The 26,342-nt window shown below is 65.2% G+C and carries 26 protein-coding genes and 7 tRNA genes; 7 read left to right on the forward strand and 26 right to left on the reverse strand.

What is annotated here, in order from left to right; genetic code table 11:
• Positions 1-134: 134 nt before the first annotated feature.
• The 8 genes from HOP52_RS05975 to HOP52_RS06010 form a co-directional block, all read right to left on the reverse strand.
• On the reverse strand, positions 135-1,145 hold the full coding sequence (locus tag HOP52_RS05975) for an Rpn family recombination-promoting nuclease/putative transposase (RefSeq protein WP_238976464.1): 1,011 nt from the start codon (positions 1,143-1,145) through the stop codon (positions 135-137).
• A 45-nt stretch (positions 1,146-1,190) separates the two neighbouring features.
• Entirely contained in the window at positions 1,191-1,616 is a 426-nt protein-coding gene (locus HOP52_RS05980) for a DUF3617 domain-containing protein (RefSeq protein WP_238976465.1), read from the reverse strand.
• A 102-nt stretch (positions 1,617-1,718) separates the two neighbouring features.
• Positions 1,719-4,298, reverse strand: a complete 2,580-nt coding sequence (locus HOP52_RS05985; protein WP_238976466.1) for an EAL domain-containing protein — start codon at positions 4,296-4,298, stop codon at positions 1,719-1,721.
• Positions 4,299-4,445: 147 nt separating this feature from the next.
• Complete coding sequence (locus tag HOP52_RS05990; RefSeq protein WP_238976467.1) at positions 4,446-4,838, reverse strand: hypothetical protein; 393 nt, start codon at positions 4,836-4,838, stop codon at positions 4,446-4,448.
• A gap of 37 nt (positions 4,839-4,875) precedes the next feature.
• On the reverse strand, positions 4,876-6,426 hold the full coding sequence (locus HOP52_RS05995; RefSeq protein ID WP_238976680.1) for a c-type cytochrome: 1,551 nt from the start codon (positions 6,424-6,426) through the stop codon (positions 4,876-4,878).
• A 7-nt stretch (positions 6,427-6,433) separates the two neighbouring features.
• Positions 6,434-7,789 (reverse strand): NADH:flavin oxidoreductase, encoded by a 1,356-nt coding sequence (locus tag HOP52_RS06000; protein WP_238976468.1) that lies wholly within the window; start codon positions 7,787-7,789, stop codon positions 6,434-6,436.
• Entirely contained in the window at positions 7,786-8,697 is a 912-nt protein-coding gene (locus HOP52_RS06005; RefSeq protein ID WP_238976469.1) for a hypothetical protein, read from the reverse strand. Before HOP52_RS06005 ends, HOP52_RS06000 begins: the two co-directional genes overlap by 4 nt.
• A gap of 22 nt (positions 8,698-8,719) precedes the next feature.
• Positions 8,720-10,528 (reverse strand): peroxidase family protein, encoded by a 1,809-nt coding sequence (locus HOP52_RS06010; protein ID WP_238976470.1) that lies wholly within the window; start codon positions 10,526-10,528, stop codon positions 8,720-8,722.
• Between the two features lie 379 nt (positions 10,529-10,907).
• On the opposite strand from HOP52_RS06010, the gene HOP52_RS06015 reads away from it, so the two are divergent.
• The 4 genes from HOP52_RS06015 to HOP52_RS06030 are packed head-to-tail and all read left to right on the forward strand — an operon-like array spanning position 10,908 to position 14,426.
• Positions 10,908-11,285, forward strand: coding sequence for a hypothetical protein (locus tag HOP52_RS06015; RefSeq protein ID WP_238976471.1), 378 nt, complete (start codon positions 10,908-10,910; stop codon positions 11,283-11,285).
• A 21-nt stretch (positions 11,286-11,306) separates the two neighbouring features.
• Positions 11,307-12,776: a c-type cytochrome gene (locus HOP52_RS06020; RefSeq protein ID WP_238976472.1), complete on the forward strand. Its 1,470-nt coding sequence runs from the start codon at positions 11,307-11,309 to the stop codon at positions 12,774-12,776.
• 10 nt (positions 12,777-12,786) lie between these two features.
• Positions 12,787-13,014, forward strand: a complete 228-nt coding sequence (locus HOP52_RS06025; RefSeq protein ID WP_238976473.1) for a hypothetical protein — start codon at positions 12,787-12,789, stop codon at positions 13,012-13,014.
• Entirely contained in the window at positions 13,011-14,426 is a 1,416-nt protein-coding gene (locus HOP52_RS06030; RefSeq protein WP_238976474.1) for a patatin-like phospholipase family protein, read from the forward strand. The genes HOP52_RS06025 and HOP52_RS06030 overlap by 4 nt, the downstream gene beginning before the upstream one ends.
• Positions 14,427-14,447: 21 nt before the next feature.
• Here the strand turns inward: HOP52_RS06030 and HOP52_RS06035 are convergent, their stop codons facing one another.
• From HOP52_RS06035 to HOP52_RS06050, 4 genes are all read right to left on the reverse strand, one after another.
• Positions 14,448-15,854, reverse strand: coding sequence for an esterase/lipase family protein (locus HOP52_RS06035; RefSeq protein WP_238976475.1), 1,407 nt, complete (start codon positions 15,852-15,854; stop codon positions 14,448-14,450).
• 166 nt (positions 15,855-16,020) lie between these two features.
• On the reverse strand, positions 16,021-16,866 hold the full coding sequence (locus HOP52_RS06040) for a hypothetical protein (RefSeq protein ID WP_238976476.1): 846 nt from the start codon (positions 16,864-16,866) through the stop codon (positions 16,021-16,023).
• A 111-nt stretch (positions 16,867-16,977) separates the two neighbouring features.
• Positions 16,978-17,418 (reverse strand): YtoQ family protein, encoded by a 441-nt coding sequence (locus tag HOP52_RS06045; protein WP_238976477.1) that lies wholly within the window; start codon positions 17,416-17,418, stop codon positions 16,978-16,980.
• A gap of 258 nt (positions 17,419-17,676) precedes the next feature.
• Complete coding sequence (locus HOP52_RS06050; RefSeq protein WP_238976478.1) at positions 17,677-18,099, reverse strand: phasin family protein; 423 nt, start codon at positions 18,097-18,099, stop codon at positions 17,677-17,679.
• Positions 18,100-18,550: 451 nt separating this feature from the next.
• Between HOP52_RS06050 and HOP52_RS06055 the strand changes: the two genes are divergently transcribed.
• Positions 18,551-19,234, forward strand: a complete 684-nt coding sequence (locus tag HOP52_RS06055) for a helix-turn-helix domain-containing protein (protein ID WP_238976479.1) — start codon at positions 18,551-18,553, stop codon at positions 19,232-19,234.
• On the forward strand, positions 19,218-19,640 hold the full coding sequence (locus HOP52_RS06060) for a PIN-like domain-containing protein (protein ID WP_238976480.1): 423 nt from the start codon (positions 19,218-19,220) through the stop codon (positions 19,638-19,640). Before HOP52_RS06055 ends, HOP52_RS06060 begins: the two co-directional genes overlap by 17 nt.
• Before the next feature lie 389 nt (positions 19,641-20,029).
• Here the strand turns inward: HOP52_RS06060 and HOP52_RS06065 are convergent, their stop codons facing one another.
• The 14 genes from HOP52_RS06065 to HOP52_RS06130 all read right to left on the reverse strand — a co-directional run bounded on the left by HOP52_RS06065 (position 20,030) and on the right by HOP52_RS06130 (position 25,714).
• Positions 20,030-20,335, reverse strand: a complete 306-nt coding sequence (locus HOP52_RS06065; RefSeq protein WP_238976481.1) for an addiction module antidote protein — start codon at positions 20,333-20,335, stop codon at positions 20,030-20,032.
• Positions 20,332-20,499 carry a type II toxin-antitoxin system RelE/ParE family toxin gene (locus tag HOP52_RS06070; RefSeq protein ID WP_238976482.1) on the reverse strand — a complete coding sequence of 56 codons (168 nt, stop codon included), beginning with the start codon at positions 20,497-20,499 and terminating at the stop codon, positions 20,332-20,334. The genes HOP52_RS06065 and HOP52_RS06070 overlap by 4 nt, the downstream gene beginning before the upstream one ends.
• A 539-nt stretch (positions 20,500-21,038) precedes the next feature.
• A tRNA-Ser gene (locus tag HOP52_RS06075) sits at positions 21,039-21,126 on the reverse strand.
• A 104-nt stretch (positions 21,127-21,230) separates the two neighbouring features.
• The gene (locus HOP52_RS06080) at positions 21,231-21,734 is read right to left on the reverse strand and encodes a YiiD C-terminal domain-containing protein (protein WP_238976483.1); all 504 of its coding nucleotides are present in this window, start codon (positions 21,732-21,734) and stop codon (positions 21,231-21,233) included.
• Positions 21,735-21,748: 14 nt separating this feature from the next.
• Entirely contained in the window at positions 21,749-22,309 is a 561-nt protein-coding gene (locus tag HOP52_RS06085) for a nitroreductase family protein (protein ID WP_238976484.1), read from the reverse strand.
• A gap of 84 nt (positions 22,310-22,393) precedes the next feature.
• Positions 22,394-23,233 (reverse strand): NADPH-dependent 7-cyano-7-deazaguanine reductase QueF, encoded by an 840-nt coding sequence (gene queF, locus HOP52_RS06090; RefSeq protein WP_238976485.1) that lies wholly within the window; start codon positions 23,231-23,233, stop codon positions 22,394-22,396.
• Between the two features lie 3 nt (positions 23,234-23,236).
• A complete protein-coding gene (locus tag HOP52_RS06095) occupies positions 23,237-24,010 on the reverse strand; it encodes an ABC transporter permease (RefSeq protein ID WP_238976486.1) in 774 nt (257 codons plus the stop codon).
• Positions 24,007-24,969, reverse strand: a complete 963-nt coding sequence (locus tag HOP52_RS06100) for an ABC transporter ATP-binding protein (RefSeq protein ID WP_238976487.1) — start codon at positions 24,967-24,969, stop codon at positions 24,007-24,009. Before HOP52_RS06100 ends, HOP52_RS06095 begins: the two co-directional genes overlap by 4 nt.
• A 167-nt stretch (positions 24,970-25,136) precedes the next feature.
• Positions 25,137-25,211, reverse strand: a tRNA-Gly gene (locus HOP52_RS06105).
• A gap of 19 nt (positions 25,212-25,230) precedes the next feature.
• Positions 25,231-25,306: transfer RNA gene (locus HOP52_RS06110), tRNA-Glu, on the reverse strand.
• Positions 25,307-25,325: 19 nt separating this feature from the next.
• Positions 25,326-25,400: transfer RNA gene (locus HOP52_RS06115), tRNA-Gly, on the reverse strand.
• Positions 25,401-25,459: 59 nt separating this feature from the next.
• Positions 25,460-25,535, reverse strand: a tRNA-Glu gene (locus tag HOP52_RS06120).
• 4 nt (positions 25,536-25,539) lie between these two features.
• Positions 25,540-25,614, reverse strand: a tRNA-Gly gene (locus tag HOP52_RS06125).
• Between the two features lie 24 nt (positions 25,615-25,638).
• Positions 25,639-25,714, reverse strand: a tRNA-Glu gene (locus HOP52_RS06130).
• Between the two features lie 154 nt (positions 25,715-25,868).
• Between HOP52_RS06130 and msrB the strand changes: the two genes are divergently transcribed.
• Positions 25,869-26,270 carry a peptide-methionine (R)-S-oxide reductase MsrB gene (msrB, locus tag HOP52_RS06135; protein WP_238976488.1) on the forward strand — a complete coding sequence of 134 codons (402 nt, stop codon included), beginning with the start codon at positions 25,869-25,871 and terminating at the stop codon, positions 26,268-26,270.
• The last annotated feature ends 72 nt before the right edge of the window (positions 26,271-26,342 follow it).

Here is a 26,342-nt window from a genome sequence, read left to right on the forward strand (position 1 = left end):
GCTTTTATTCGGTTCATCGCAGACTGGCGTGAAAGGGGCTTGTAGCGCGCGGCGCTGCCAAAGGGGCGCCTGCTGGATGGCAAGCCGATCGCCAACGGCGGGGTGTGGCGGATTGAGCCATATACGCCGGTAAGTCAGTGCTTGAACATCTCTTCCAGGCTGTTGGCGAACAGCACATCGCGCATCCAGCCTTTCAGCTGATCATGGTCGGCTTGTGCGAGCCTCACCTCTACCCACTCAGGCACCTCACCAAACTTGAAGGCGAGCTGGGTGCGAATGACCTCTCGCGCTTCTTCCAGGCGGCCTTCCTGACGACCTTCCTGAAGGCCTTCCTGACGGCCTTCCTGACGGCCTACCAACCGCTCTTTCTTCACCAAATTCTCTAAGTTCTCTGCCAGCATATCTTTGTCCTCCACCAGGCTGTTGAGCCGATCCAGGTTGACCTCCGCTTCAAGCCGCTGCAAATGGCGCTTGAGCCAGCGGGTGATGATCCGGTCTATGCGCTCTTTGTTGGGATCGGCCTGGATGATCGCCACGACACGGTCCACGGCCTGCTGCAAAGCGTCCCAGCTCTCCCCAGCGTTCTCGACGCTGAACACCCCGCTTAGCGGGGTCTGGCGTAAGCCCAGTTCCGCGTCAGTATAGCGCCCTTCGTCAACCAGGTAGTAGCGCAGGTGCGGTTGATAGACCTGCAGGAACCCCGGCGGTTCTGGCTGCACCATCTCGTAGATATCCAGCGGTGCCGTCCAGGGCTTCGAGCCGTTGTAGAGCACCACCGGAAACACCAGCGGCAGGCCTTGGCCGGGTGTGATGACCTTCTGCTTGAGTAGCTCGCTGTAAAAGCAGGCAACGTAGTGCATCAGCCGGATCGGCATGGTGCGGTCTATCGAGGACTGGAACTCCAGCAAGATGTACAGGAACACCCGCTGGGTCACACCTTCCCAGGTGATCTCGACCGACCACACCACGTCCTCGATCTTCTCCTCGAACAGCGGGGTGATGTAGTGGCCGCTGTGGTTCTTGAGCGTCGAGAAGTCCATCAGCCCAGCAATATCGCTTGGCGCGAAGCCTTCGATCAGTTGCTGCACGAATTCGGGGTAGCTGAACAGCTCCTTGTAGCCGGTGTCGTGATGGTTGGTGGCCATGGGCGCCTCTGACAACTATAGGGCGACAGGCTATCACGCCTTCCCTCAGCAGTCGCCGAGGCGCTCGCCGTTGACGGTGGTGCGCATGGTCATTTCACCCATGGGGGAGTCGGCCACCACGTTGATGTTGCCTTCGACGGTCTCGCCCAGGAAGTCCATGCGACCGTCGATGTCGGCCTGGCCGCCCTCGGCGTAGCAGACCATCTGATAGTCGATGCCGTCGGCGGAGACGTTGTGCTCGAGCAGTTCGCAGTCGTCTTCCACTTCCAGGAACTGGAAGTCGGCGTCGTCTAGGTCGCCCTGGACGATGCACTCCTGGTGGGTCTCGGTCTGGTCGGGAATCGGGATATCGCCTTCCACCGTGGTGGTGCTGGTGAACTCCCACTGCCCCGGCACGATATTGGGGCTGCCCGCCACGGCGGCGAAGGGCAGGGTCAGAGCGGCGGCGGCTAGCAGGTAACGAAACGGCATGAAGTCTCTCCGGTCGATTGTCGCGGGTGGTCGAGTACCGTCCTTGGCCGGCCTCTCCGCACAGCTTAACGCAGTCGGCCGGCAATGGGGAAAGCCGCTGGATCACGAGGGCGGCGAGAAGGTATAGGCATCCAGCGCCAGCTCCACCAGCGGCACCGGGCGGCCGAACAGGTAGCCCTGGTAGGCCAGGCAGCCGTTTGCCCTCAGCCACTCGTGCTGGGCGGAGGTCTCCACCCCTTCAGCGGTGACCTCGAGCCCCAGGCTTTCGGCCAGCGTAATGGTGGTCTTGACGATGGCCGCGTCTACGGAGTCATCGAGCAGGTCGTTGACGAAGGACTGATCGATCTTCAGCTGATCCAGCGGCAGGCGCTTGAGGTAGTTGAGCGAAGAGTAGCCGGTGCCGAAGTCGTCCAGGGCGAAGCGAATGCCCCGCTCGTGGAGGCCCAGCATGGTCTCGCGCACCCGCTCCGGGTCGCTCATCAGCAGGCTTTCGGTGACCTCCAGCACCAGCCGCCGGGGATTGGCCCCGGTGGCCGCCAGCACCTGCTCGACCCTGGCCACGAAGTCCGGCTGGTGAAACTGCACCGGGCTGACGTTGACCGAGATGTTCAGCGCCTCCCACTCGGGCTGGTGCGCCCACTCGGCCAGCTGGCGGCAGGCAGTCTCCAGCACCCAGTGGCCGATGGGCAGGATCATGCGGTTCTGCTCGGCCAGCGGAATGAAGTCACCGGGGGACACCATGCCGCGCTCTGGATGTTCCCAGCGCAGCAGGGCCTCCACGCCGGTGACCCGCCCCTTCACGTCCACCTGGATCTGGTAGTGCAGCTTGAGCTCGTCTCGGGCCAGGGCATGGTGGAGGTCCGCCTCCAGGCGCACGCGCGTCATGACCGCTGCCTGCATTGCCGGATTGAAGAAACGCAGGGCGTTGCCGCCGGCGGCCTTGGCCTGCTGGAGCGCCAAATCGCCCTGCTGCATGACACCGTCGACGCTTGCCTGCCCGCTGGCAAACAGGGTGATGCCGATGCTGCCGGTCACCGGCAGGGCCTGGCTGTCGACATCGCGGGCATCGAGGATGGCGGCCAGCAGCTTCTCGGCCAGGCGTTCGGCGATATGGGCGGCGCGATCGACGTCCGGCCCGAGGTCGTGGACCAGCAGCACGAACTCGTCGGCGCCGAGGCGGGCCAGGGTGTCGGACTCCCGCACCGCGCTCGATAGCCGCTCGGCCACCCGATGGAGCAGCCGGTCGCCCTGGAGCAGGCCCTGGAGGTCGTTGACCACCTTGAAGTTGTCCAGGTCGATGCAGAACAGCGCCCCGTAACAGTCTGTGCGCCGGTGGCCGTTGACTACTTTGTCCAAGCGGTCGAGCAGCAGCCGGCGATTGGGCAGGCCGGTGAGCGAGTCGTAGAAGGTCAGCCGAAAATTGCGCTGCTGTATCGCGCGATGCTCGGTGATGTCGGTGGAGATGCCGCACAGGGAGTGTATCGTCCCGCCGGCGTCGCGCAGCGGCAGCTTGACCGACAGGAAAGTGCGCCTGCTGCCATCGTGGACCAGCACGTTCGTCTCTTCGGCGACGACCTTTTCGCCCCCCTGGATGACCCGCTGGTCATTGAACCGCAGCTCGGCCACCGTGGCCGGGTCGAAGAGATCGCTATCACTCTTGCCGATGATCTCGGTCTCGGTAACCCCCAGCAGCTCGCAGGCCTTGCGGTTGGCGTACTGGTAGCGAAGATCGGGGGACTTGATGTAGATGAAGGCCTCGACGCTGTCGAGAATCGTCGCCAGCTTCTCCGTGCTGGCCTGAAGCTCGGCGGTACGCAGGACCACCTTGCGCCTGAGCAGCGCCCCCGCCACCAGGGCCACCACCAGCAGTGCCGCGAGCGCCGCCATGGCCCACCAGAGACTCGCCGGCACCAGCGGGGAAGGCTCGGCCCCGCCCCAGCGCTGCAGGGCCGCGTAGTAGGGGGAGGCGCGCGTCTGCCGCCAGCGCTCCAGGTGGTCGTCGATCCGCGCCAGCACCTGGGGATGGCGGCCGCCGGCACTGGCGTAGAAGAGCCGTGCGGGCTGAAAGAGAATCGGGGTATCCGATAGACCATACTCCCGGGCCTTCCAGTCCCCGAACAGGTGGTTGGCGACGGCGGCATCGGCCTGGCCCTCCGCCGCGGCGGCAAATCCCGAAGCGAAGTCATCCACCGGCAGCCAGGTCACCGACACCCCGAAGTTCTCGGCCAGCTGCCCCAGGTAGGCCTGCTGCATGGAGCCCTGCAGCACCGCCACCCGCTTGTCCTCCAGGTCGAGCACCGACTCCAGCGGCTCGCCCTGCCCCTGATAGACCTGCGACCAGCTGTGCAGCGCCGGCAGGCGGTGAAAATCCAGAATCTCGGCCCGGGCCGGGGTCCAGCCCACATCCGGCAGCAGGTCGAGTTCGCCCGCCTCGAGCTCGTCGAGGCACGCCTGCCACCGGCAGGGAACGGGCTCCAGCTGCCAGCCCTCCTCCTCGGCCATGGCCACCAGCAGGTCGCCGAAAATGCCAGAGGGTGCGCCCTGCTCGCCCAGCTGAAGCTTGGGCGGGTTGTGGTAGACCCCCACCCGCAGGGCATTCTCCGCTGCAAGCGCGGGCGAGCCAACCAGCAAAACCAGGCAAGCGCCCTTCCAGAGCACCGACCGCAGGGGAGGTATGGACATCCTGTCACCCTTCCGAATGCATGAGATATTTGCAATATAACAACAGTTGCGGCCCGGTGGGACCGAACGTGGATTCATCACGGATTGGCTATTACGGCCGCAAAGGCCTGCACTCATACACTATGGACTAGTTTTCTCACCACTGCGTCAGGGCTTCGCCATCAGGTCCGTCCGCCAGGCCCGCCAGAAGGTCACGCCCTGAAAGACGGCGAACACCGCCTCGAACAGGGCCGGCAGCCACAGCAGGCCCGAGGCGAACAGGAAGAAGAGCGCGAAGAGCCCCCGGAACAGGATCGACAGCAGCGCTACCAGCCGATTGTGCAGGGGCGCCAGGGCGGCCGGCAGATAGAGCAGCCCGACCACGATCATGGCCAGGCCGGCATAGCGCACCCAGGTCAGCGGATACGGCAGGTCGGCGCCCATGATGCCTAGCAGGCTGACGGGCCAGAGCCAGAGCCACAGGCCGAGCAGCACATTGAGGGCGATGCCCACCTTCATCACCCGCCGGTAGGTCGCGAACACATCGTGTGAGGTATTCATTATCGTGCTCCCGGGCATATTGCCCCTAGTTGCCCCTCTAGAACGTCAGCAGATAGTCGAGCAGAGCCGAGCGCTCCTGCGCGGTCAGCTCGGTGCCGTAGGCATGCCCCTGGCGGCCGTTGCCGGGCTCGCTGGTATCGAAACAGAAGCCCTCTTCCAGGGGCTCGCCGGGCGTGCAGTCGGGCGCCACGAAACCGCCCTTCTCCTGATCCAGCACGTCCAGCCCGCGCACGAAGGCTGGCGGGCGCTGGGCCGGCGGCAGCAGCAGATCGTACAGGGTCGGCACGGCTCCGTTGTGCAGGTAGGGCGCCCGCAGCCAGAGTCCGTCGAGGGGCAGGTTGGCGTAGCCGTCGGTCTTGCGGAAGTGCCGGAAGCGGTAGCGCTCGTCATCCTCGAACAGGGTCAGCTGATAGCGGCGCAGGGTCTCGGTGTAGCTGTCGAGCCGGGCCGGGTCGACGCCAAGCCGGTCGTTGGGCTCGACCTGGCCAAGGTGCTCGCCTTCGAAGACGTAGCGGTCGCCGTCCTGGTAGCCGTGACAGTCGGCACAGTGGCGCATGTAGAGCGCCCTGCCGGCCTCCACGCTATCGGCGTCGGGGCGATAGGGGCTGGGCGGCGGCGCGAGGTCCAGCAGCCAGTCGGCCACCCGCTCGATACCGGCGTGGTCGACGCTCTCCTCGGTCACCCCGGCGCCGATGGCGGCGCTCAGGTTGCGCTCCTGCAGCGAGGCGTTGTTGCCATCCCAGTGCAGGTCCATGCCCTGGCGGGGGCGCTGCAGGAAGACGGCGGGGAAGTCGCTGGTGCCGATCCGCTCCGACTCATCCAGCTCTGCCACGTCCATGTCGAACTGGAGCAGCTTGTAGGGATTGAAGGTATCCACGCGGCCCGGCCCCCAGGGCGGCTGCTCGGCCAGCAGCGGCCCGAGCGTCGCCCGGGTCTCCAGCAGCCCCTCGCGCACCCGGGGCAGGACCGCATAGCGCCACACCCGCCGCTCGATCCAGCCCAGCCGCTGGCCCTGGGCCTCCATCTCGTCGAGCACGCGATCCGGGGCCAGCCGCGGGTCGTCGGCGATCTCCAGCAGGAAGCCGATGAAGGCGTAGAGGTCCAGGTTGTTGGACGGCATGCCGGAGATCTGCCGCGCCGGTGCATCGGGCGACTCGCGGACCGTCCCCACATGGCAGAGCGCACAGTTGAACCAGGCGATCTCCACGCCGCGCACCTCCCGCGTGCCGAGGCCGATGGGCAGATCCCCGCGGCTCGACTCGTCGCCCGGCGCGTAGAGAAAGCCGAATACCTCGTAGTGCCGGTCGCCGAAGACTTCCGGGAAGAGGCCCGGCAGTACCCGCCACATCCGGACCGGCAGCCCGCTGACTTCGCTGCCGATGGAGCCATGCCGGAAGTGGGTCTCCGGATCGGCGTAGTGACGCACCGACTCGCCGCTGTAGCGCCACAGGGTGGGCACGCCGATCGCCAGGACCAGCCCCCCGGCCACCACCACGACCAGGGCGAGCAGGGTCAGCGGCAAGCGCCGCCAGCGTCGGCGGCGGGCCTCCTGTTGCACGGCGGTGACGGGCGGCTCCTGTCGTCTCATGGCGGCCTCATGGATTCTGCGCTGGCGGCACCGGGGGCAGGCGCAGCTCGGGTCGGGTGTCGTAGATGGCCATCAGGGCCGCGATCATGCGCTCGTGGTCGCCGTCGAAGCGGGATAGCTCATAGCAGCCCAGGGGGTTCTTCGGCGCGTTGAGCAGGCACTTGTTGCAGAAGGTGCAGGGGCGTGCCGGGGCGTCATGTCCGGCCTGCCACTGTCGGGGCAGGTCGGGGTTGGCGATCAGCGCCCGGGCGCTGGAGACCGCGTCGCAAGCCCCGCTGCCGATGGCCTCGCGCACCAGGGAGGCGCGCTGATAGCCGCCGGTGCTGATCACCGGAATGCCCACCGCCTGGCGGACGGCGCGGGCCTCGTCCAGGCTCACCCCCTCCACGGCATGGCCGCGCTGGTGACGGAACCACAGCCAGCGGAAGATCCAGCGCAGCGCCGAATAGCGGAACAGCAGGTAGTTGCGGAAGGTATCGACCCCGGCGGAAAGCATGGCGTCGTAGGTGCTGGCAATGGTCTCGAAGGAGAAATCCCCCGGCGGGTTCAGGGGGTGGGGAAAGAGGCTGCCGATGGAGACGTGCAGGGCATCGGCGCCCGCCGTCTCGACCCAGCGGCAGACCTGCAGGGTCTCCGCCAGGGTATTGCCCTTGCCTTCCCAGGGCAGGATGTCGTTATGGTCCACGGCGCTGATCTTGACCTGCAGGTGGAAGTCCGGCCCCACCCGCTCGCGGATGGCGCGGATCACCTCCAGCAGGAAGCGCGCGCGGTTGGCCAGCGAGCCGCCGTAGCGGTCGCGCCGGTCATTGATCGCCGAGCTCAGGAACTGGGTGAACAGGTAGCCGTTGGCGGCGTGCAGCTCCACGCCGTCGAGCCCGGCCTCCCGGGCCCGCCAGGCCCCGTCGGCGAAGGCCTGGACGGTGCGCTCGATCTCGTGGCCGCTCATGGCCCGACACAGGAAGCCGTGCAGGGCCTCCTTGTGGTCGGTGGCGCTGAGCGCCCGGCGATGCTGGTTATGGACCCCGGGGAGATCCATCTGCCGCCCGGAGTGGCTGAGCTGCATGATGAACTTGCAGTCGAAGCGGTGCACGGCCTCGCCGAGCCGCTGCCACAGCGGGATGAAGTCATCGCGGTGGATGGTGGCGTAGCCCGCCACGATACGCCCCTCCATCTGCACCGGCACGAAGGAGGAGATGATGGCGCCCACCCCGCCCCGGGCGAACTGGCACTCCCAGTTGATGCGTGTCTGGGTCAGGCTGCCGTCCTCGTTGTCGAAGCGCCCGGAGATGTTCGAGCGGAAGAGACGATTCTTGACCTCCAGGTTGCGCCACTTGAGCGGCGAGAAGATGACATCCTCGCTCATCGTCCACCCTCCCCTGACCGGGATGCTGCCACGGCCTGTTCCCAGATATCGGTCAGCAGCGCCAGGATAAAGCGCTGGGCCGGACAGCGCCCCCAGCTATCGGCCATGAAGGCCAGGTCCCGGTCGCCGCTGCTGCGAACACCCTCGGCGAGTCGCAGCAGCACCAGATCGCCGGGCACCAGGCGACGCGGGGAACAGGGCGTCGACAGCGGCACCTGTACCTGGCGAAGCAGCGTCTCGGGCACGCTGAGGCAGCGCGCCAGCACCGCCGCCCGGGGCAGCGCCGATGCGCCCGGCGTGCCGGCCAGGGAGCGCATCGCCTCGAGCGCCCCCACCAGGTTATGCACCGCCACGCCTGTCGCATGCAGGGTCATGGGGTCGCCCTGGGCCCGCTCATGCAGCAGTCGTCGATCCCGGCGAAGCCGGCCGCTTAGACGCTGGAGCAGCGCCCTTGGCGCATTGACACGCGGATAGTCGTTGAGCCGCCGAGCGGCCGCGAAGGTCGCCTCGTCGGCGTGGTAACCGTCGCGGAACCGCCGCCCCAGTAGCCCCTGGGCCGCGGGGCCCAGCGCTTCGGCTTCGGCCTGGCGAGCCACCGCCTCCACCAGGGTCTTGAAGGCCGGATCCTGGCGCCAGGAAGATGCCTCGGCACACTCATCCAGGCGCCGCTCCAGCTCGGCGTGGCGCGATTCGCGACCCTGGGCCTCGCGGCCCAGCAGGGCCGGCAGCGGCTCAGCGTCGAAGACGAAGGCGCGGCGCAGACGGGCCAGCCGCAGGCGGTTGATCACGCCGCCGCCGGGGGCCAGGGAGCGGTCGAGACGTGAGTCGCCGTCGAGCAGACGAATCTCACGGGGATCGGTGACCTCCAGGAGGCTGATCAGGCCGGGTATATGCACTCGTCTGGCCACACCACCTCCCACTCTATCCGTGCTAGCCGCGGTTCCAGGGGAAGAAGGCATTGCGTACCCCCTCCAGCCGCGGCGCCAGTTCGGGGAAGTGGCGGCCGATGACCGACTTCATGCCGTTGTTGTCGATCCACTCCATGCCCGCCCGGGTATAGACCTCGGGGGTGTAGTCATCGGTGAAGAAGCGGTCGCTCTTGAGGCGTCGCGAGGCCATCAGGATGAAGATCCGGAAGGCGGTATCGCTGAAGGCGAAGCCGGGCGGCGGGGTCTCGGCTAGGCAGCCGATCAGCAGGTCGACCTCTTCCACGTCGCCATAGATCGCCTCCAGTTGGCGCTGCCACTCGGGATTGTCGGTCAGCTCGGCAAAGCTCCCGGGGGCCGGCATGTCGATCAAGCGGCGGAAGCGGCAGTAGCGCGGCACTCCCCGCTCGCGGTCACGCAGCACATCCACCGTGGCCAGATCGATCACCCGATGATGGGGCGCCTGCTTCTCGTGCTGCTGCAGGTGGCGCGGAAAATTGTGCAGCACCAGGGCGCCGGGATGGCTAGTGCCCAGGGAGTAGAGGGCGTCGCCGAGCGACATGTCCGAATAGAGCGCCTGGGTCAGGGAGCCCGCCACCTCGGTCAGGCCGCACTCCTTGATCAGGCTGTCGTCGGCCAGGCGCCGGAAGCTGAAATCATCGGGAATCAGCGGGTGCATGCGATAGACGGCGCTGAACTCCTCGGTGATGGCGTAGGGCGCGGCGTGGTGGTCCACCGGCGAGCCGACGATCCCGCTGAACAGTTCGCTGTCGCTGACACGCCCCCGGCTGCGGTAGAAGTGCTCGTCGAGCACGCCCCACCAGTTGGCGCGCATGCCGAGCCGCAGCTCCGGGGTATCGAGCAGCGCCGGAGTCCACTCGACGGTATGGATCTTGGCGATCAGGGCGGCATTGACCAGCCGGGCCTTCTGGAACAGCCACTCGCCGTCGCGGTCGGGGTGCTCGATGCGCAGCCGGTCGACGATGGCGTTGTGCTCCATGGCGAACAGGGTGTGCATCAGCGAGAGTCCCACCCACCAGTTGCCGTTGGCGCCCGCCAGCTCGATGCCATGCTCATCCAGCGGCAGGTGGCCATCGGGCCTGAGGTAGAGTTTACCGTCGGGCAGCAGTTCGCCGCTGTCGGGGTCGGTGCGCACCAGGCGCTGACGGCGCAGGCTGCTGCCATAGATCTGGGAGGCGTCCCACCACTGGGTCTCGGTATTGAGGAAGGTAGCGGGATGGCCCTCATCGGCGGATGAGCGGGTGGTGTCGCGACGGCTGCGCAGCACCGTCATGCGCTCCCAGGGCCAGTCATCGTCCTCGTCCAGGGGCACCTCGTAGCGTTCGGCCTCGGTGTCATTGCTGCCATGGCTGAACCAGTCGTGGACCATGAACTGCAGCCAGGCGGGGACCAGCACGTTGAGGGTGGTCGCCGGCACGAAGGTGTCGCGGGTCATCAGGCGCCGGCTGATCACTCGGGGACTCGGTGTCATCAGCCTATCGCCGGTCTCGCCGAAGGTCTCGGCAGGCGGCACGTTGCGCCCGAAGCGGGTATACGCCTTGCCCATGGCCGGTGCCGCCAGATCGTTGTAGCTGCCGTCGGCGGTGCGGAACTGGCGGACATCGATCTCTTCCCGCTCGGGATCCTGCGGGCGCTCCCGTTCCGTCGAATAGAGATTGTGCCAGCGCAGGTTGCGGCGCAGGGCGACGAGATTGAGGACGGCAATGGGGAAAGGAAAGCGATACCACTGGCGGCGCCTGTTGATGCGCCGAAACACCCGTCCGAGCAAACCACTTCCACGCTGACCGAACATGGGACTCCTCCCTGAACAATGCCGGCGCTGCTAGGCTCCGTCCGAAAACTGGCTGCGCTCGACCATACGGCGTTAAAAATCGGCTCGTGCGCGAGTCCGATCAAAGTACTCATTTACACCCCGTAAACTCGCACGCGAGCCCGGTCCGCCTTATCGCCGATTTTTGCCTTGTCTGGCCTTCGCTCGCCGACTTTTCAGACAAAGCCTAACGCAACGGTTGGATATCGACTGGCAGCCCCAGGCTCCACGAGGACCAGATGCCTCAATCCCGCAGGTTGAACGTGACCCTGAGAAACTTGACTACTAATCTCTAGCACAGGGTTTGGCTCCCCACCAGTACGGTGCCACAGACGCACGATGCCAGGGAGGAAATCGGGTGATGGGGAACTACGCAGCGGGATTTCGTGCCATGGTACTGCTGGGGGTAGTGGCCAACCTCCTCTTCGCCCTGCCGGCGGTCTTTGCCCCCAACGCGGTGATTACCCTGGTGGGGGGCGCCGCGGTTGTCGAGACGGTGTGGCCCGCCTTCGCCGCCTGGCTGCTGATCCTGCTCAGCTTGTTCTACCTGCCGGCGGCGTTCGATCCCTTTCACTACCGGGCCATCGCCATGCTGGCGGTCCTGGCGCGCTTCGCCGGGGTGGTGTTCTTCACCCTGCTCTATCCGCAATTCGTGCTGTTTGCCCTGATGGATCTGTTCTTCGGCGTGACCCAGGGCGTGTTGTTACTGCTGCTTCGACGGGCCGAAAAGACGGCATAACGCACTCGAGGAGAGACGGCCATGGCTTCCACCCACCGAGACACTTCACAGCCCTCACGGCGCTGGCTGGTGTGGCTAATCCTGCTGCTGATGGCGGGTGGAGTGATCGCAGCCATTGGCTGGTACCAGCTATTCCGCGAGGAGCCACAGCGGTTCGACAGCGTCGAGGCCTACTACCTCTACGGCTCCATCGGCGCCGAGCAGGAAGAGGGCATTCCCTACTGGATCTGGCGCGTGCTGCCGGATGTCTTTCCCCAGCACCTGCCCGGGGAAGGCGGCTACGAGTCCCTGGGCATGCTCTGGGAGGAGGGCGAGCCAACCCCGGCCGGCTTCTCCAGGAAGACCATCGGCTTCCCACGTATCGCCATCAACTGCGCGGCCTGCCATACCGCCAGCTACCGCATCGCTGAAGACGCCGAACGCCAGATCGTACCCACTGGCCCCCACCAGACCTTCGACCCTCAGGCCTACCTGACCTTCCTGGGGGATGCCGCCAACGACCCGGACTTCACCGCCGCCACTCTGCTGTCGGCCATCGAGGCGGAGACCGACCTCTCCTGGCTCGACCGCCTGCTCTACCGTTTCCTGATCATTCCGCGGACCCGGGACGGGCTTCAGGAGCAGGCCGCCCGCTTCGCCTGGACCGAGGAGCGCCCGCGCTGGGGGCCGGGGCGGATCGATCCCTTCAATCCGGTCAAGTTCCACCCCGACCTGCTGGCCCTGGACCCCGCCGAGGACGACACCATCGGCAACTCCGACATCATGCCGCTGTGGGCGATGGACGAGCAGGAGGGCTTCGCCCTGCACTGGGACGGCCTCAACGACTCCTTGACCGAAGTGGTGCTGAGCGGCGCCATCGGTGACGGCGCCCGCCCCGATTCGCTGCCCGTCGATGACCTCGCCGAGCTGGAAGCGTACCTGCTGACCAAGCGCCCGCCGCCCTACCCCTTCCTCGACGACCTCGACGCCGACCTGGCCGCCGAGGGCGAAGCGGTGTTCCAGCGGACCTGCGCCGGCTGCCACGGCCTGGAGGGGGCGCGCATCGGCACGGTGATCCCCCAGACGGAGATCGGCACCGACCCCCACCGCCTCGAGATGTGGACCACCGAGGCCGCAGAGCGCTACAACGCCTACGCCGAGGCGTACCCCTGGGACTTCAACGCCTTCGTCAAGACCGACGGCTATGTGGCCAAGCCGCTGACCGGCATCTGGCTGCGCGCGCCCTATCTGCACAACGGCTCGGTGCCCACCCTGGAAGACCTGCTCCAGCCCGCCGATCAGCGCCCCGAGCGCTTCTACCGCGGCTACGACGTCTACCATCCCGAGCGTATGGGCTTCATCCATGACGGCGAGGCCGCCGAACGCCACGGCTTCCTGTATGACACCGCCGAGCCGGGCAACAGCAACCAGGGGCATGAAGGCGCCGCGTTCGGCACCCAGCTCGAAGAAGAGGACAAGGCGGCATTAATCGAATACCTGAAGACGCTCTAGGAGCCACACCATGGCCGAATACCTGAAGGTCGTCTTTCCCTATCGCCGCGAGGTCTGGATCGACGGCGAGCCCGCCGCCTGGACCCAGACGGTCTGCCAGGTCGATGCCGGCTGGTATACGGTGACGCTGGCTCCACCGCCGGACTTCGCGCCCGAGTGCCAGCGAGTCGAGGTCATCGACACCCTGCCCACGGCGCCGCTGATCGTCGAGTTCACCCTCAAGGAGCCGGGTCCGTGAGCCCCCTCGCCAGGCTGTCGCTCGGCCTGCTGCTATCATTGACGGCGCTGGCCGGCTGCGCCTCCTTCCCCGAGGCGGAGCCGCTCGAGCGCGTCGATACCGCCAGCGGCTACCGCTACGCCAACCTCCAGGGCGCGGAAAACAGCGAGGAGCTGTTCGTGATCCTCAGCTTCTCCGGCGGGGGCACCCGGGCCGCAGCGCTCGCCTACGGCGTGCTGGAGAAGCTGCGGGACAGCTGGGTCGAGATGGATGGCGAGCCACGCAATCTGCTGGACGAGGTGGACGTCATCTCGTCGGTGTCTGGCGGCAGCTTCACCGCGGCCTACTACGGCCTGCAGCGTGACGCCATCTTCGAGGAGGGGGGCCGGTTTCAGCGCGACTTCCTCTACCGGGACGTCGAGTCGGACCTGAAGCGCCGGCTGCTCAACCCCTACAATTGGGCGAGGCTCGCCTCGCCTACCTTCGGGCGCATCGAGCTCGCCGAGGAGGTCTATCAGGAGCTGCTCTTCGACCAGGCCCGCTTCGCCGATCTCGCGGACAACGGCCGCAAGCCGTTCTTGCTGATCAATGCCACCGACATGGACAAGGGGTCCCAGTTCACCTTCGTGCAGTCCCAGCTGGACCCGATGTGCGTCGATCTGGACAGCATCGCCCTGTCACGCGCCGTGGCGGCCTCGTCGAATTTTCCCATCGCCTTCACGCCGCTGACCCTCAACAGCTATCCCGGGCGCTGCGGCTATGAGGAACCGCCCTGGGTCGCCAACGCCCTGCAGGGCCTGGAGACCAACCCCCGCCGCTACTATCGTGCCAGCAACTGGCAGCGCTACCAGGAGCCCGAACGCGACTACGTGCACCTGCTCGACGGCGGTGTCTCCGACAATATCGGCCTGCGTCCCGCCCTCGATGCCCTGCGCGCCCCCACCCTGCAAGAGGTGGAGTGGAGCGTGCTGAACAAGATGAACCGGGAGATCGTCGACAAGCTGGTGGTGATCGTGGTGGACGCCAAGCCGGAACGCCTGGCGGCAAACTTCGATACCTCCCCCCGCTCCCCCGGCCCGAAACAGGTGATCAACACCATCGCCACCACGCCGCTGGCCAACTACTCCTTCGATACGGTCGAGCTGCTCAGGGATACCCTGCGCGACCGCGCCGACGCCCAGCGTCTCTCCCGGGAGGCCGGCAACGGGCTGCACCAGATCGATCTCTACTACATCTACGTGGGCTTCGACCGGCTGGAAGACGACGCCGAGCGGGAGCGCTTCCAGCGCATCCCCACCAGCTTCAGCCTGCCCGCGGAGGAGGTGGATGCGCTGCGCCGCATCGGCGCCGAGCTACTGGAGCAGTCGCCCTGCTTCCAACAGCTGGTCGGCCAACGCGAGGGCTCGGATGGAGGACGCCTCTGTCGCCATTGAAGCCAGTGAAGCCCTAGCCGGTCAGTCTTGCGGAGCGTTCAAGCGGAACACGTTGTCGGCCTGGGAGCGGTGCAGGCAGATCTCCACCAGCAGGGTGCGATGGGGCTGGAACAGCGACTTCAGCTGATCGGCGTCCAGGCAGAGGTCCTCGATATCCTCGTCGGCCAGGGTGCGAAATCCCACCGGAGTGAAACGGGCATTCTGCTCGTCTTCATCCAGCATCGGCTCGGCGGTGATCGACATGCCGAGCCGGGTGTCGGCACGGGCAACGGCCTCGTACAGGCGTGCGGTGTCGATATACAGGCTGCGCAGCGAGGCGTCGGCCCGATTGCGGTGCACCTTGCGAATCGCCGATTCGTGGATGGTGCGCGCCAGTCCGCCACCGTCTGGACGCTCTGGGTCGTAGAACTCGACCAGGTAGTCCTCCACCGGCACGTCGAACTGGTCGCGCACTCGCACCACGGTGTTCTGAAAGCCGGCCTTGCCGCGCCGATCCCCCGGCTGGCGGGTCAGCCGCTGGTTGGCCGCCTCGCACTCATCGCAGAAATCGTCGAAATCGGCGTCTTCGATGGTCAGGGCACGCTCGATCAGTGTCAGGGTGTCCTTCTGGCCACGGCTCAGCCGACTTTCGGCGGCGTCGAGCTTGATCGCCGAGTGGTCGAGCCCGTCGAGGATCCGAAAGGCGCAGCGTCCGCTGGCCTGCCGGTAGTCGACCACTTCGGGCACGGTGACTCGGCCAGCGTTGCGCTCCTTTTCGCGAAAGGCGATTCGCATATGGGCGCAGTTGAGGTTGGCCGTGGCGAGGCGTACGGTGCCGTCGCCGCCCTCCTCGTTGGCCACCGAGCGGATCCCGCCATAGCCGGTGTTACCGCACAGCACGGTGCACAGAACACGCCCGGGGACATAGATGCCCTCGCCCTCGGCGAAACGATCCTGCATGGCCAACGCCCAGCTGAAGGGGCTGGCCAGCTCCAGGCCGCGCAGGATATTGGCCCCGGTCTCCAGCACCGCCTGCCCCGCCTGACGGCTGAAGAAGCCATTGATGATACGCCCCAGCATCGAACGTCCCATGTGAGCCAGCGGCGAGCCGAAGTTGGCCGGCGCGAGCATCACCAGATGCTTGACCGGGACGGCATCGGGGGCGAAGTGACGTGCCATCCAGTCGCGGATCACCAGACCGCCGGTCGAGTGGACGATAAGGTCGACGCTGGCCGCATCCCGCGGCAGACCCCGCGCTGTCCAGGCGCGATCCAGCGCCGCCTGCAGGTCATCGAAGCGCAGGGCATCATCCTTGGAGAGGTAATCGCCGATGGCGATACGCTGAATCTGTCCGGCTCCCAGCCGCTTGCGCAGGTGCCCGACCAGCCTCTCGAAGGAGCGGCCCTCGTCGTTCCAGCCGTGCAGCAGTACCAGGGGACGATGGCTCATGACACGGCCTCCCGCTCGTGTTGTGACTCCGCCGAGGGGCGAGACCGCCCCTCCACCGGCGCCTCGGCGCTCACGTTATTGCCAGGATAGTCACTGATCGGCGTTCGAGCGTGCCGCTCGCCCCCCCTGGCACGGCTCCACGGGACGGAGCCCGCATGGGCCGGGGCTACTCGCCGCGCGGGTCACCGGGCAGGTAGTGGCCGGTGACCAGGCGATAGGCGTCCGAGGTGCGATCCCCGGGGATACCGTCGGCCTTCAGGAAGATGCCGGGGAAGCTGGTCAGCCAGCGCTGCAGCCGCCGGGCCTTCTCGGTCTCCGCATCGCTGCGGCTGCGTCGCATACGATGGCGAGACACCATCGGGCCCTGCCGGACCTTGCTCCCAGCTGGCTCGGCGGCCACCTCCGCATAGAGGGTGGCCGCCGGCTGGTCGGCCAGATCCACCAGCCCGCGCTCGACCATCCGCCGCAGTACCACGGCGGCCCCGCACTGGCGCGAGACGGCGGTGTCGGACCAGCGCCCGTCGGCCACGTAGCGCCCGCTGGTGTAGTGCGTGGAGAAGCTCCACAGGTAGGGCGAGAGCACGTGGGGGTGGTACATCCGGTAGCCCCAGCCGTTGTAGCGCTCCAGCTGGTAGAGGGTGCCGGCCAGGCTCCAGTCGGTGTCGCCATCCAGGCGCTTGAGCGCCATGGCATCGGCGGCGCTCTCCTCCCAGGTGAAGGGGGGCTTACCGCGCTTGGGCCGGCCGGCGGGCACCTGGACGGTGCGCGCGGTGAGCGGGTCGCCGTTGTGCAGGTGGCTGTTGAAGCTGCTGCCGGACTCCATGCTGTGCACCAGCGCCACGAAGTACCAGGGCACCCCGCGGCGCTCGGTCACGGCCTGGTAGCGGTCGCGGTGGGAGAGCAGCCGGTCGACGGTGCGCTCCACCTCGGCGTGGCGCTCGGGAAGGATGTCGCAGGTCTCGAAGAGCCGCTCATACTCGCGGCGCAGGGGGTCGGTCAGCCGGATCGCCATGGCAGCCTCCTGTCATGGGTTCCAGACATCACGGCCCGCTGTCCGGGAACCCCTGTGGTTTTCCCTGATCAGCGTAGTCCAGGATTCGGGGCCTATCGGCCCCGTGCCGGTTCAGGCCTTGAGGACGTAGCGCAGGATCTCGACGACCTGATCGGTGGTGGTGCACCAGGCCATGGCCTCGGCGTCGACCTCTTTCAGCGGGTGAACGATCTCCTCGCCGTGCAGGGTCACGTAGGGCTTGCCCAGGGCGGCGCAGTAGCCGGCATCGAAGGCGGCGTTCCACTGCTTGTACTTGTCGCCGAAGCGCACCACCACCAGATCGCTCTGTTCGATCAGCGTGCGGGTGCGGATGGCATTGATCTTGGACGACTTGTGGTCACGCCAGAACTGGCGGCTCTCTTCACCCAGGTGGTCGCCGGCGGCATCGCTGGCGTCGTGATCGGTCACCGGCGAGGTGAAGACCACATCCAGGCCCGCGGCCTCGGCACCGCGCTGGATCTCGTCGCGCCAGTCGGTGTGGATCTCACCGGAGAGATAGACGAAAAAGCTCATGCAGGGCTCCTCAGGGGAAGGGGAATGGAACCCGCCATGATAGCGCAGGTTGGTTTTAATGGAAAATTATTCCATTAAAACCGCCAGCGGGCTTTCAGCCGGCGGCTGAGCTCAGCGCCTGCCAGTGTCAGCGTATCAGTGGGTAAAGGGCGTGTCGGTCGGTATTTCGGCTGGTCATAGAGAAGCCGCCGATCATGGATCGGCGGCTTCCTGGCTTGCGTCGGCGCGAGCTAACGCTTTGCTGCGCTTCCCTAAGGCTTACTTGGCCTTGGGAGCGACTTCCTTGACGGCCTTGGAGGCGGTCTCGGTAGCCTGCTTGACGCTTTCCTGGGCCTGCTTGACGCTGCCTTCGGTCAGCTTCTGGCTTTCCTGAACGAAGTCCTGCTGCAGGGCCACGACTTTCTCCGCGTCGCCCTTCAGGCGCTCGGTCAGCTCCTTGGCGACCTGCTGCTGGCCTTCCAGGTAGCTCTTAAGGCCTTCGGCGTCCTTGACTTCCACCAGGCTGCGCAGCTGCGCCAGGTTGACGTCGGCGTAGGCCTTGGTGGCCTCGAGCTGGGCGTTGACCAGCTTCTCGGTATAGTCGACGGACAGGGCAGCGAAGGCGCGTGCCGGGGCGAAGAACACGGACTCGAGCTGGGTGGTGTCAAACTGCTTGGCGTCGAATGCGAATGCGTTGGTCATGATGGGAACCTCCGGGGTTCTGGTGCCATGGAACGGGAGATTCCCGCTCTGATGCAGTGCACAATAACAGGGATTTTTGTGCAGTGCAACATGGATCGAGGAAGAATCCATATACGGCTTATTCCAGATCCTGAGCGATGGCCGAATAGGGCCGCTCCAAGCTGGCCGTGGCGGAGGTGCCCCCTCCAGAGCTGCACTGAACCGCCTTGCCCGCATACAGCGTGAGCCCTACCTCGGCGAGCATACACAGCAGGCCATGACATCCTATCCAACTGTTTCTAAATGGATAATTCATTGCCATGCACCTTCAGCCCTACCGATATAGACCACTTTTCCATTGAGCCGCCTTCACCATTTCTCTATAGTCCTCCACACTGAAAGAGGACCCCCACGAGAAGAACGAACCGGTATCCAACCGGTCGCAGGGTGTAGGGAAAGGACGGGAGGTGCCATGACGGCATTGGCAGGCATAGGGCTTTACAGCCCCAAGCAAGCGGAGAGGCTCATCGGTGTCGATGCGGCCAAGATCCGCCGTTGGCTGCTGGCCGAGGATGGCCAAAATGGCCCTCTCTGGCACCCTGAACCTGAAGCCCTGGGCCTTGAAGACACCCTGAGCTTTAAGGACCTGCTGGAAATCCGCGCTGTCGCCCAGTTCCGCAAGCATGGCGTGCCGCTGCAAACCATCCGCTCGGCCCTGGCCAACCTCAGTGAGCTGATGCAGCGAGACTACCCGCTCCTGCACCCTCAACTGGTTACGGATGGGAAAGCCGTGATCCTCAAGGCCTTTAAGGGCAACGGTGAAACGGCCATGACCGACCTGGCCAAGTTTCAGGACGTGATGACCGAGGTCGTTGCCCCATCCATCAAGGACCGCGTCACCTTCGATGCTAGTAACAACCCGGTTCGCTGGTCACCAGATCCCAGCGATCCCGGCATCGTGGTCGACCCGAAGTTTGCTTTCGGTAAGCCGATCGTCCTTCCAAGTCACATGTCCACCATTGCCCTCTTCAAGGCTTATGAAGCCGAGGATGGCGATGCCGATGCAGTGGCCAGGAATCTCGATATCACCGTCGATGAGGTGATTCGCGCCGTTAACTTTGAAAAAAGGATAGCGGCGGGTGAACTTCTTCATTGACGAGAACCTTAGTCCAAGCCTTGCCAAAGCCCTGAACCACCTATCCGATCTCTGCGATGAGCGGCACACCGTTAAACATGCCCGTGAGGTCAATGGGGGCCCCGGCACACCAGACTTGGTGTGGCTGGAGAAGCTCCAGAAAGAGGGTAACTGGGCCATTATCTCGAAAGATCGCTTCAACAAAGGCGATCCTGAGCGCTTTGCCTTCGAAAACGCGGGCCTCACCATCTTCAACCTGGGTAAGGACTGGAACAAGAAGAAAGGCTGGGAGACCGCCCTTCAACTGATCAAGTGGTGGCCTGCCATATCGAAAGAAGTCCTCAAGTCGAGCGATCCCATGCTCTACGAGCTGCCTTGGGGGACCGGTGGAAAGCTCAAGGGCCGTAAACTGGCCAAGAAGAAGTAGCCCCCGGCCAGGGCCTCTCGAAGGTTCTTACGCAGTTGCAGCGCCCTCAAGGGGAGTCGGGAGAGCACAAGGAGGTAAGCAGTCTAAAAGCATCCAGCGAGCACCTAATGGAAGCCAGCCCACGGGTTTGGGTCAAAGTGCGGGTCAAAAACATCCAGACAAAGAATAAGCCTCTGAAATCAGCGGCTTATTCGATATTCATGGCGGAGGGAGTCCGCCTCGCACCACTGAGAATCAGTGACTTGGGGTTTCAATTTCCGAATAACCAACAAAATGCCCCACAAACAGGAAGGCGCTAGGATGACGCTGGATGATGTCCTATAAGCTGGGCATGGCACTGGAAACCAGCCGTTGTTCCGAGGCTTCCAGATGCCGTCATCGGAGACGCTTCAGGATGCTTGCCGCGTCAGGTCGTGGAAGTGGATACCGGTCGCCTTGATGACGGCGGTCATGGTGCGCAGGGTCGGATTGCCCTTGGGTGACAGCGCCCGGTACAGGCTCTCGCGTGACAGCTTGGCCCGCTCGGCAACGACAGCCATGCCGCCCTGGGCTTCAACCACATGGCGCAGGGCCATCAGGAAGGCAGACTCTCCCCCCTCCTCGTCCAGCTCGTCGAAGGCGGCGCGCAGGTAGTCAACGGCCATCGCCGGGTCATCGCGCAACATCTCAATCACAGCGTCATCGTGGCTTTTCATCTCCGAGCTCTCCTTCGGTGGTCGGCCAGAAACGCCTTGGCCTGCTCAATGTCGGCCTGCTGGCGCTTCTTGGTGCCACCGATCAACAACATCACCAGGCGCCTGCCCACCTTCGCGTAATAGACGCGGTAGCCAGGGCCGTAGTCGATTCGCAGCTCCAGCACTCCGTCGCCAACGACCTTGGTGTCGCGGCATTGCCAGCAGCCAGCCGGCTCAAGCGCGTCAGTACCCTCATGGCGGCGTGGCGATCCTTGGCCTTGGTGGCGTCCAGCCAGGCTTGGAATGGGTCGTAGCCGTCAGAGGTGAGGTAGTGCTTCAAAGCTACAGGCAGGACAGGCACGGCACCAAGGTCCGCACTATGCTCTCTTGCTCCACCCTTCCTCGAAAGCATGCTTCCGGATCGCAGCTTTACTCACCACTGCACAAGGCCAGCCAAGTCCACGAACTCCTGCCCCACCACTGGCAGCACACTGCCTGATCACTCGCAATCGGTGATGCCCGTTCGCTTACTAATGGATGACACTGGGCGAGGGTCTGACTGGCCCCCAAGCGGCGAGAGGCAAGCCGGGACAAGGATGAGAGTGTCCGCAGCATCCTGTGCCTTTCGGAAAAAGCTAGCCCACAGATGTGGGGTCCAAAGTGCGGGCCAAAAACACGCAGGCAAAGAAAAAGCCGCTGAAATCAGCGGCTTATCTATATTCAGTGGCGGAGGGGGAGGGATTCGAACCCTCGAAGCCTTTCGACTTACACACTTTCCAGGCGTGCTCCTTCGACCACTCGGACACCCCTCCGCATTGTGGTTCTTCGGCTTGGGCGTTGCGCCTAATGCGTCAGAACGGCGCACATGTTATCGGCTTAAGTGTCGGATGGCAAGCCGTTTTTCGGTCCGATCGCGTTATCCGGCCGGCAACACCGCGTAGTCGCCGCGGGCTTCCAGGCATAGGGTGTCGCCGCACCAGAGCTGCTGGGTCAGGGCGATCCGGCCACGACCTCGGCTCTCCAGGCGATCGGCAAGCGCTTCAGGGCCCTGGGCGGCTTCCGGGACGCAGATCAGGCGGTAATCGGCGGTGACCGGGGCGAGGAAGCGCTGGCTGGCCTCGGCCACGACGACGTCGCGAGCGTAGCCGCGCTGGCGCAGCCAGAGGGTGGTCCAGCACCAGCCCAGCAGCGTGGTCTGGGCGGTCAGGGCCCCGCCGAAGCCGGTGCCCTTGTCGTTGAGGTTGGGCGTCAGCGTGAGGTCCCAGGTCAGGCGCTCCCCGTCCCGGTGCATGGCGGCGATGCCCAGGTGTTCGACCAGGGGAATCGCCTCCTCCAGCCAGCGGAGAAACGCGGCCGGGTCATCCGGCTGGCCGGCAACCGGCAGGGGAAGACGTGGGTGGGGCACACCGATCTCGCGCATCGTGCGGCTCCCGCTCAGTTCCAGCGCTGGACGAAGTCGTCGATGCGGTGCTCGGCCAGCGGCTTGTGACGCCCGCCCAGCTGGCCGATGTAGACGAAGGCCACCACTTCGTCGTCTTCATCCAGACCGAGCCCCTTGTGAACGGCAGGGTCGAAGGCGTACTTGCCGCTGCGCCACATGGCGCCGAGTCCCAGCGCCTGGGCGGCGAGCAGGATGCCGTGGGCCGCACAGCCGGCGGAGATGACCTGTTCGACCTTTGGCACCTTGGGAATATCGGGGGTGACCTTGGCGATCACCGCGATGATCATCGGCGCGCGCAGCGGCTTCTTGCGGGCGGCATCCAGCACCGCGTCTCCGGCATGGGGATCTTCGCGGAATTCCGCCTCGGCGAAGAGCTCACCCAGCCGGCTCAGGCCCTCACCGGAAAACTCGATGAAGCGCCAGGGGCGCAGTTCCTTGTGGTCCGGGGCGCGCAGGGCGGCCCGATAGATTGCCTCGAGCTGCTCGGGGCTCGGCGGCGGCCCCATCAGCTTGCCCATGGAGCTGCGCTCGTGCAGCAGGGTCATCGCGTCCATACCGTCTCTCCCTTATCAGGACTTCAACGAGAAGAATTCTCGACACTCTATCAGCTGTGCCCTCGACGCTCACCCCGCGCATGGCTACTGACGGGCCAGGCGCAGCGGCTCGGGGGGGCGCTCGCCCGGGGTGGCGCGCCAGGGGCTGATATCGAGCCCGCCGCGGCGCACGTAGCGGGCCAGCACCAGCAGGCGCTCGGGCCGGGCACGCGCCATCAGATCGGTGAAGATATGCTCGACGCAGTGTTCGTGGAAATCCTGATGCTGACGGTAGCCGATCAGGTAGCGCAGCAGGCCCTCGCGGTCGAGCCGCGGCCCGCGATAGCGAATCAGCACGCTGCCCCAGTCGGGTTGGCCGGTGACCGGGCAGTTGGACTTGAGCAGATGCGAATGGAGCGTCTCCTCGACGATCTCGCCCTCCCCCACGATGAGATGTTCCGGGCTCGGGGTGTAGTCGCGGATCTCGATATCCAGCTCATCCAGGCACTCGCCGGGCAGGCGCCGCGGGGCCAGCGCCTCGTCGTCCACGTCGAACAGTTCGACGGACACGGCGGCCCCCGCGGCCCGGGACAGATCGCCGAGCAGGGTCTCGATGACCTGCTCACGACTGGCAAAGCGGGTCTGGTTGAAGCCATTCAGGTAGAGCTTCCACGACTTGGATTCGATCAGGCAGGGCGAATCCGCCGGCAGGCGAAAGCGCGCCACGGCGACGACCGGCTTGCCCCGGGCATTGAGCCAGCTGACCTCGAAGGCATGCCATTCATCCTCGCCGACGAACGGCAGCTTGCCCTCCTCGATACCCAGCGGCGCACGGTTGGCGGCGCGGGGAATGGGATAGAGCAGCCCGGCGTCGTAGCGGTCAGGATAGGCCGACTCGCGGCCCAGCGGGGCATGCGCGAGCGTGTCGGGGCGATCGTGATTCATGATTTAGCTTCTGATGCCTTTGCCGCGCTCCAGCATCCACAGGGCGATGACGAAGAGCACGATAATGAAAGTGAAGATGGCCGCGAGCGCCCAGCCCACCGGGATATCGGACACACCGAGAAACCCGTGGCGAAAGACGTTGACCATATACAGGATCGGGTTGAGCAGAGAGACATTCTGCCAGAAAGTCGGCAGCAACGAGATCGAATAGAAGACCCCGCCCAGGTAGGTCAGCGGCGTGAGCACGAAGGTGGGCACGATGGAGACATCGTCGAACTTGTCGGCCAGCAGGGCGTTGATAAAACCGCCGATGGAGAACAGGGCCGCGGTCAGCACCACCACGCCAACGGTGAGCACCGGATAGGCGACGCTGATCCGGGTGAAGAACAGCGATACGATGGTGACGATCAGCCCCACGCCCAGGCCGCGGGCCATGCCGCCGAGCACGAAACCGGTCAGAATGACCCAGTTGGGCATCGGCGAGACCATCATCTCCTCCACGCTGCGCTGGAACTTGTTGGAGAAGAAGCTGGAGGCCACGTTGGAGTAACTGTTGGTGATCACCGCCATCATGATCAGCCCCGGGACGATGAAGTCCATGTAGCTGAAACCGTCCATCTCACCGATCCGCGGCCCGATCAGGTTGCCGAAGATGATGAAGTACATGGTCATGGTGATGGACGGCGGGAGCAGGGTCTGGGGCCAAATACGCGTGAAGCGCTTGATCTCCTTGTGCACCAGGGTCCAGAGGGCGATGGCGGTCTGCGTCGGGGTCATGCGCGGGCCTCCGCGCCGACCGCCGCGGCATGCTCGGCGTTGCCCTGCTCCACCATGGAGACGAACATCTCCTCGAGCCGGTTGGCCCGGTTGCGCATGGAGACCACCTGGATGCCCTGCTGGCTGAGGGCATCGAAGATCTCGTTCAGCCGCTGGCCGCGGTGCACCACCACCGACAGCTGGGCACGGTCGACCTGGCGCACCTCGAAGCCTTCGACCCGGGGCGCCTCCTCCAGCGCCTCAGACAGGTCGAGCAGGAAGGTCTCGGTGTCGAGTTCGGCCAGCAGCTCGCGCACGCCGGTGTTCCGGATGATCTCGCCGTGATTGATGATCGCCACGTTGCGGCACAGGCTCTCGGCCTCTTCCAGGTAGTGGGTGGTCAGGATGATGGTGGTGCCCTCCTCGCGGTTGATGCGGCGCATGTAGTCCCACATGCTGCGGCGCAGCTCGATGTCCACCCCCGCCGTCGGCTCATCCAGAATCAGCAGCTTGGGGCGGTGCATCAGCGCACGGGCGATCATCAGCCGGCGCTTCATGCCGCCGGAGAGCATGCGCGCGCTGCCGCGGCGCTTGTCCCACAGGCCAAGGTCCTTGAGCAGCCGCTCGGCCCGCGGCAGCGCCTCGCGGCGCGACATGCCGTAGTAGCCCGCCTGGGCGAGCACGATATCGATGACCTTCTCGAACTGGTTGAAGTTGAATTCCTGGGGCACCACGCCCAGGTGGTACTTGGCGCGGGCGAAGTCGCGGTCGGTATCGATCCCGAAGATCGACACCTTGCCGGCGCTCTTCTGCACCAGCGAACAGACCACCCCCAGGGTGGTGGACTTGCCGGCACCGTTGGGGCCCAGCAAGGCGAAGAAGTCGCCCTGCTCGACATCGAGGTCAATGCCCTTGAGGGCGTGAAAACCGTTGCGGTACACCTTGGTCAGGCCACGGATCGACAGCGCCGGTTCGGCCATGAGACATCCTTGCATTGGGATCGGGGAGCGACACAAGACATTAGGGCGCAAAGGAATTTTTCAAGTCGCGCCGGGAAAAAACGCAGCACGCCCTCGCCGGTTGGCAAGGTCATCGAAATCATGTGTTAAGGGGGCCGAGCCTTGGCATTGATAAGGCTGGAGGAAACTGGAGCGGGAAAGGAGATTCGAACTCCCGACCCTCGCCTTGGCAAGGCGATGCTCTACCACTGAGCTATTCCCGCTTTTCGATGCAAATCGAGGTGGCGTCCCATAGGGGGTTCGAACCCCTGTTCCCGCCGTGAAAGGGCGGTGTCCTAGGCCACTAGACGAATGGGACGCAAAAAACGTGTCGCGTTTGGAGCGGGAAAGGAGATTCGAACTCCCGACCCTCGCCTTGGCAAGGCGATGCTCTACCACTGAGCTATTCCCGCATGCACGACAGTCTATGCTATCAATATCGCAACCGCTATTGCGGATGCAACCGGAAGCGTGGCGTCCCATAGGGGGTTCGAACCCCTGTTCCCGCCGTGAAAGGGCGGTGTCCTAGACCACTAGACGAATGGGACGCATTGGAGCGGGAAAGGAGATTCGAACTCCCGACCCTCGCCTTGGCAAGGCGATGCTCTACCACTGAGCTATTCCCGCATTCCGGTACTCTGATGAAGCGATTGGCGTCCCATAGGGGGTTCGAACCCCTGTTCCCGCCGTGAAAGGGCGGTGTCCTAGACCACTAGACGAATGGGACGCAGCCGTCTCGCCTCAACGAAGTGGCGCGAATGTTACTCAAGGCTCCGGGAGCTGTCAACACTCACCCGTGAACGCCTTGGGACTGGAAATGACGGGGACATTCGATGTCTGATGGACACACATAACGGAAAGCACGCAGCAGGAGAGACGCCATGCGCAAGAAAATCGAGAAGAGCGACGCCGAGTGGCGGGCCCAGCTCACCCCGGAGCAGTATCGCGTCACCCGCGAGAAAGGCACCGAGCCCCCCTACAGCGGGAACTACCGGGTCAGCGACGAGCACGGCATCTACCACTGCGTGTGCTGCAATGCCCCGCTGTTCGAGAACGAGCACAAGTTCGATGCCGGCTGCGGCTGGCCGAGCTTCGACCGGCCCTTGGGCAAGTCGGCAGTGGAAGAGCACCTCGACGATACTCACGGCATGCAGCGCACCGAGGTCGTCTGTTCCCACTGCAACGCCCACCTGGGCCATGTCTTCCCCGACGGGCCGCCCGACACCACCGGCCTGCGCTACTGCATCAACTCGGTGGCCATCAGCTTCCATCCCGGCGAATAGCGGCCCCTGTCTGCCCTGAAATGGCCGCCCTCTGGTATAGTGGGCGGCCGTTTCTTTTAGGCAGGAGAGGCT

The organism is Billgrantia campisalis (assembly GCF_022341425.1).
Taxonomy (GTDB): domain Bacteria; phylum Pseudomonadota; class Gammaproteobacteria; order Pseudomonadales; family Halomonadaceae; genus Halomonas; species Halomonas campisalis.

Bases quoted from the DNA above. Each gene is read 5' to 3' on its own strand.
- HOP52_RS06080 (WP_238976483.1), bottom strand. From the start codon at position 21,734: ATGCGCGAGATCGGTGTGCCCCACCCACGTCTTCCCCTGCCGGTTGCC.
- HOP52_RS06055 (WP_238976479.1), top strand. From the start codon at position 18,551: ATGACGGCATTGGCAGGCATAGGGCTTTACAGCCCCAAGCAAGCGGAG.
- HOP52_RS06025 (WP_238976473.1), top strand. From the start codon at position 12,787: ATGGCCGAATACCTGAAGGTCGTCTTTCCCTATCGCCGCGAGGTCTGG.
- HOP52_RS06020 (WP_238976472.1), top strand. From the start codon at position 11,307: ATGGCTTCCACCCACCGAGACACTTCACAGCCCTCACGGCGCTGGCTG.
- HOP52_RS06045 (WP_238976477.1), bottom strand. From the start codon at position 17,418: ATGAGCTTTTTCGTCTATCTCTCCGGTGAGATCCACACCGACTGGCGC.
- HOP52_RS05995 (WP_238976680.1), bottom strand. From the start codon at position 6,426: ATGAGACGACAGGAGCCGCCCGTCACCGCCGTGCAACAGGAGGCCCGC.
- HOP52_RS05975 (WP_238976464.1), bottom strand. From the start codon at position 1,145: ATGGCCACCAACCATCACGACACCGGCTACAAGGAGCTGTTCAGCTAC.
- HOP52_RS06085 (WP_238976484.1), bottom strand. From the start codon at position 22,309: ATGGACGCGATGACCCTGCTGCACGAGCGCAGCTCCATGGGCAAGCTG.
- HOP52_RS06010 (WP_238976470.1), bottom strand. From the start codon at position 10,528: ATGTTCGGTCAGCGTGGAAGTGGTTTGCTCGGACGGGTGTTTCGGCGC.
- HOP52_RS05990 (WP_238976467.1), bottom strand. From the start codon at position 4,838: ATGAATACCTCACACGATGTGTTCGCGACCTACCGGCGGGTGATGAAG.
- HOP52_RS06095 (WP_238976486.1), bottom strand. From the start codon at position 24,010: ATGACCCCGACGCAGACCGCCATCGCCCTCTGGACCCTGGTGCACAAG.
- HOP52_RS06035 (WP_238976475.1), bottom strand. From the start codon at position 15,854: ATGAGCCATCGTCCCCTGGTACTGCTGCACGGCTGGAACGACGAGGGC.
- msrB (WP_238976488.1), top strand. From the start codon at position 25,869: ATGCGCAAGAAAATCGAGAAGAGCGACGCCGAGTGGCGGGCCCAGCTC.
- HOP52_RS05985 (WP_238976466.1), bottom strand. From the start codon at position 4,298: ATGTCCATACCTCCCCTGCGGTCGGTGCTCTGGAAGGGCGCTTGCCTG.
- HOP52_RS06040 (WP_238976476.1), bottom strand. From the start codon at position 16,866: ATGGCGATCCGGCTGACCGACCCCCTGCGCCGCGAGTATGAGCGGCTC.
- HOP52_RS06015 (WP_238976471.1), top strand. From the start codon at position 10,908: ATGGGGAACTACGCAGCGGGATTTCGTGCCATGGTACTGCTGGGGGTA.
- HOP52_RS06100 (WP_238976487.1), bottom strand. From the start codon at position 24,969: ATGGCCGAACCGGCGCTGTCGATCCGTGGCCTGACCAAGGTGTACCGC.
- HOP52_RS05980 (WP_238976465.1), bottom strand. From the start codon at position 1,616: ATGCCGTTTCGTTACCTGCTAGCCGCCGCCGCTCTGACCCTGCCCTTC.
- HOP52_RS06065 (WP_238976481.1), bottom strand. From the start codon at position 20,335: ATGAAAAGCCACGATGACGCTGTGATTGAGATGTTGCGCGATGACCCG.
- queF (WP_238976485.1), bottom strand. From the start codon at position 23,233: ATGAATCACGATCGCCCCGACACGCTCGCGCATGCCCCGCTGGGCCGC.
- HOP52_RS06000 (WP_238976468.1), bottom strand. From the start codon at position 7,789: ATGAGCGAGGATGTCATCTTCTCGCCGCTCAAGTGGCGCAACCTGGAG.
- HOP52_RS06050 (WP_238976478.1), bottom strand. From the start codon at position 18,099: ATGACCAACGCATTCGCATTCGACGCCAAGCAGTTTGACACCACCCAG.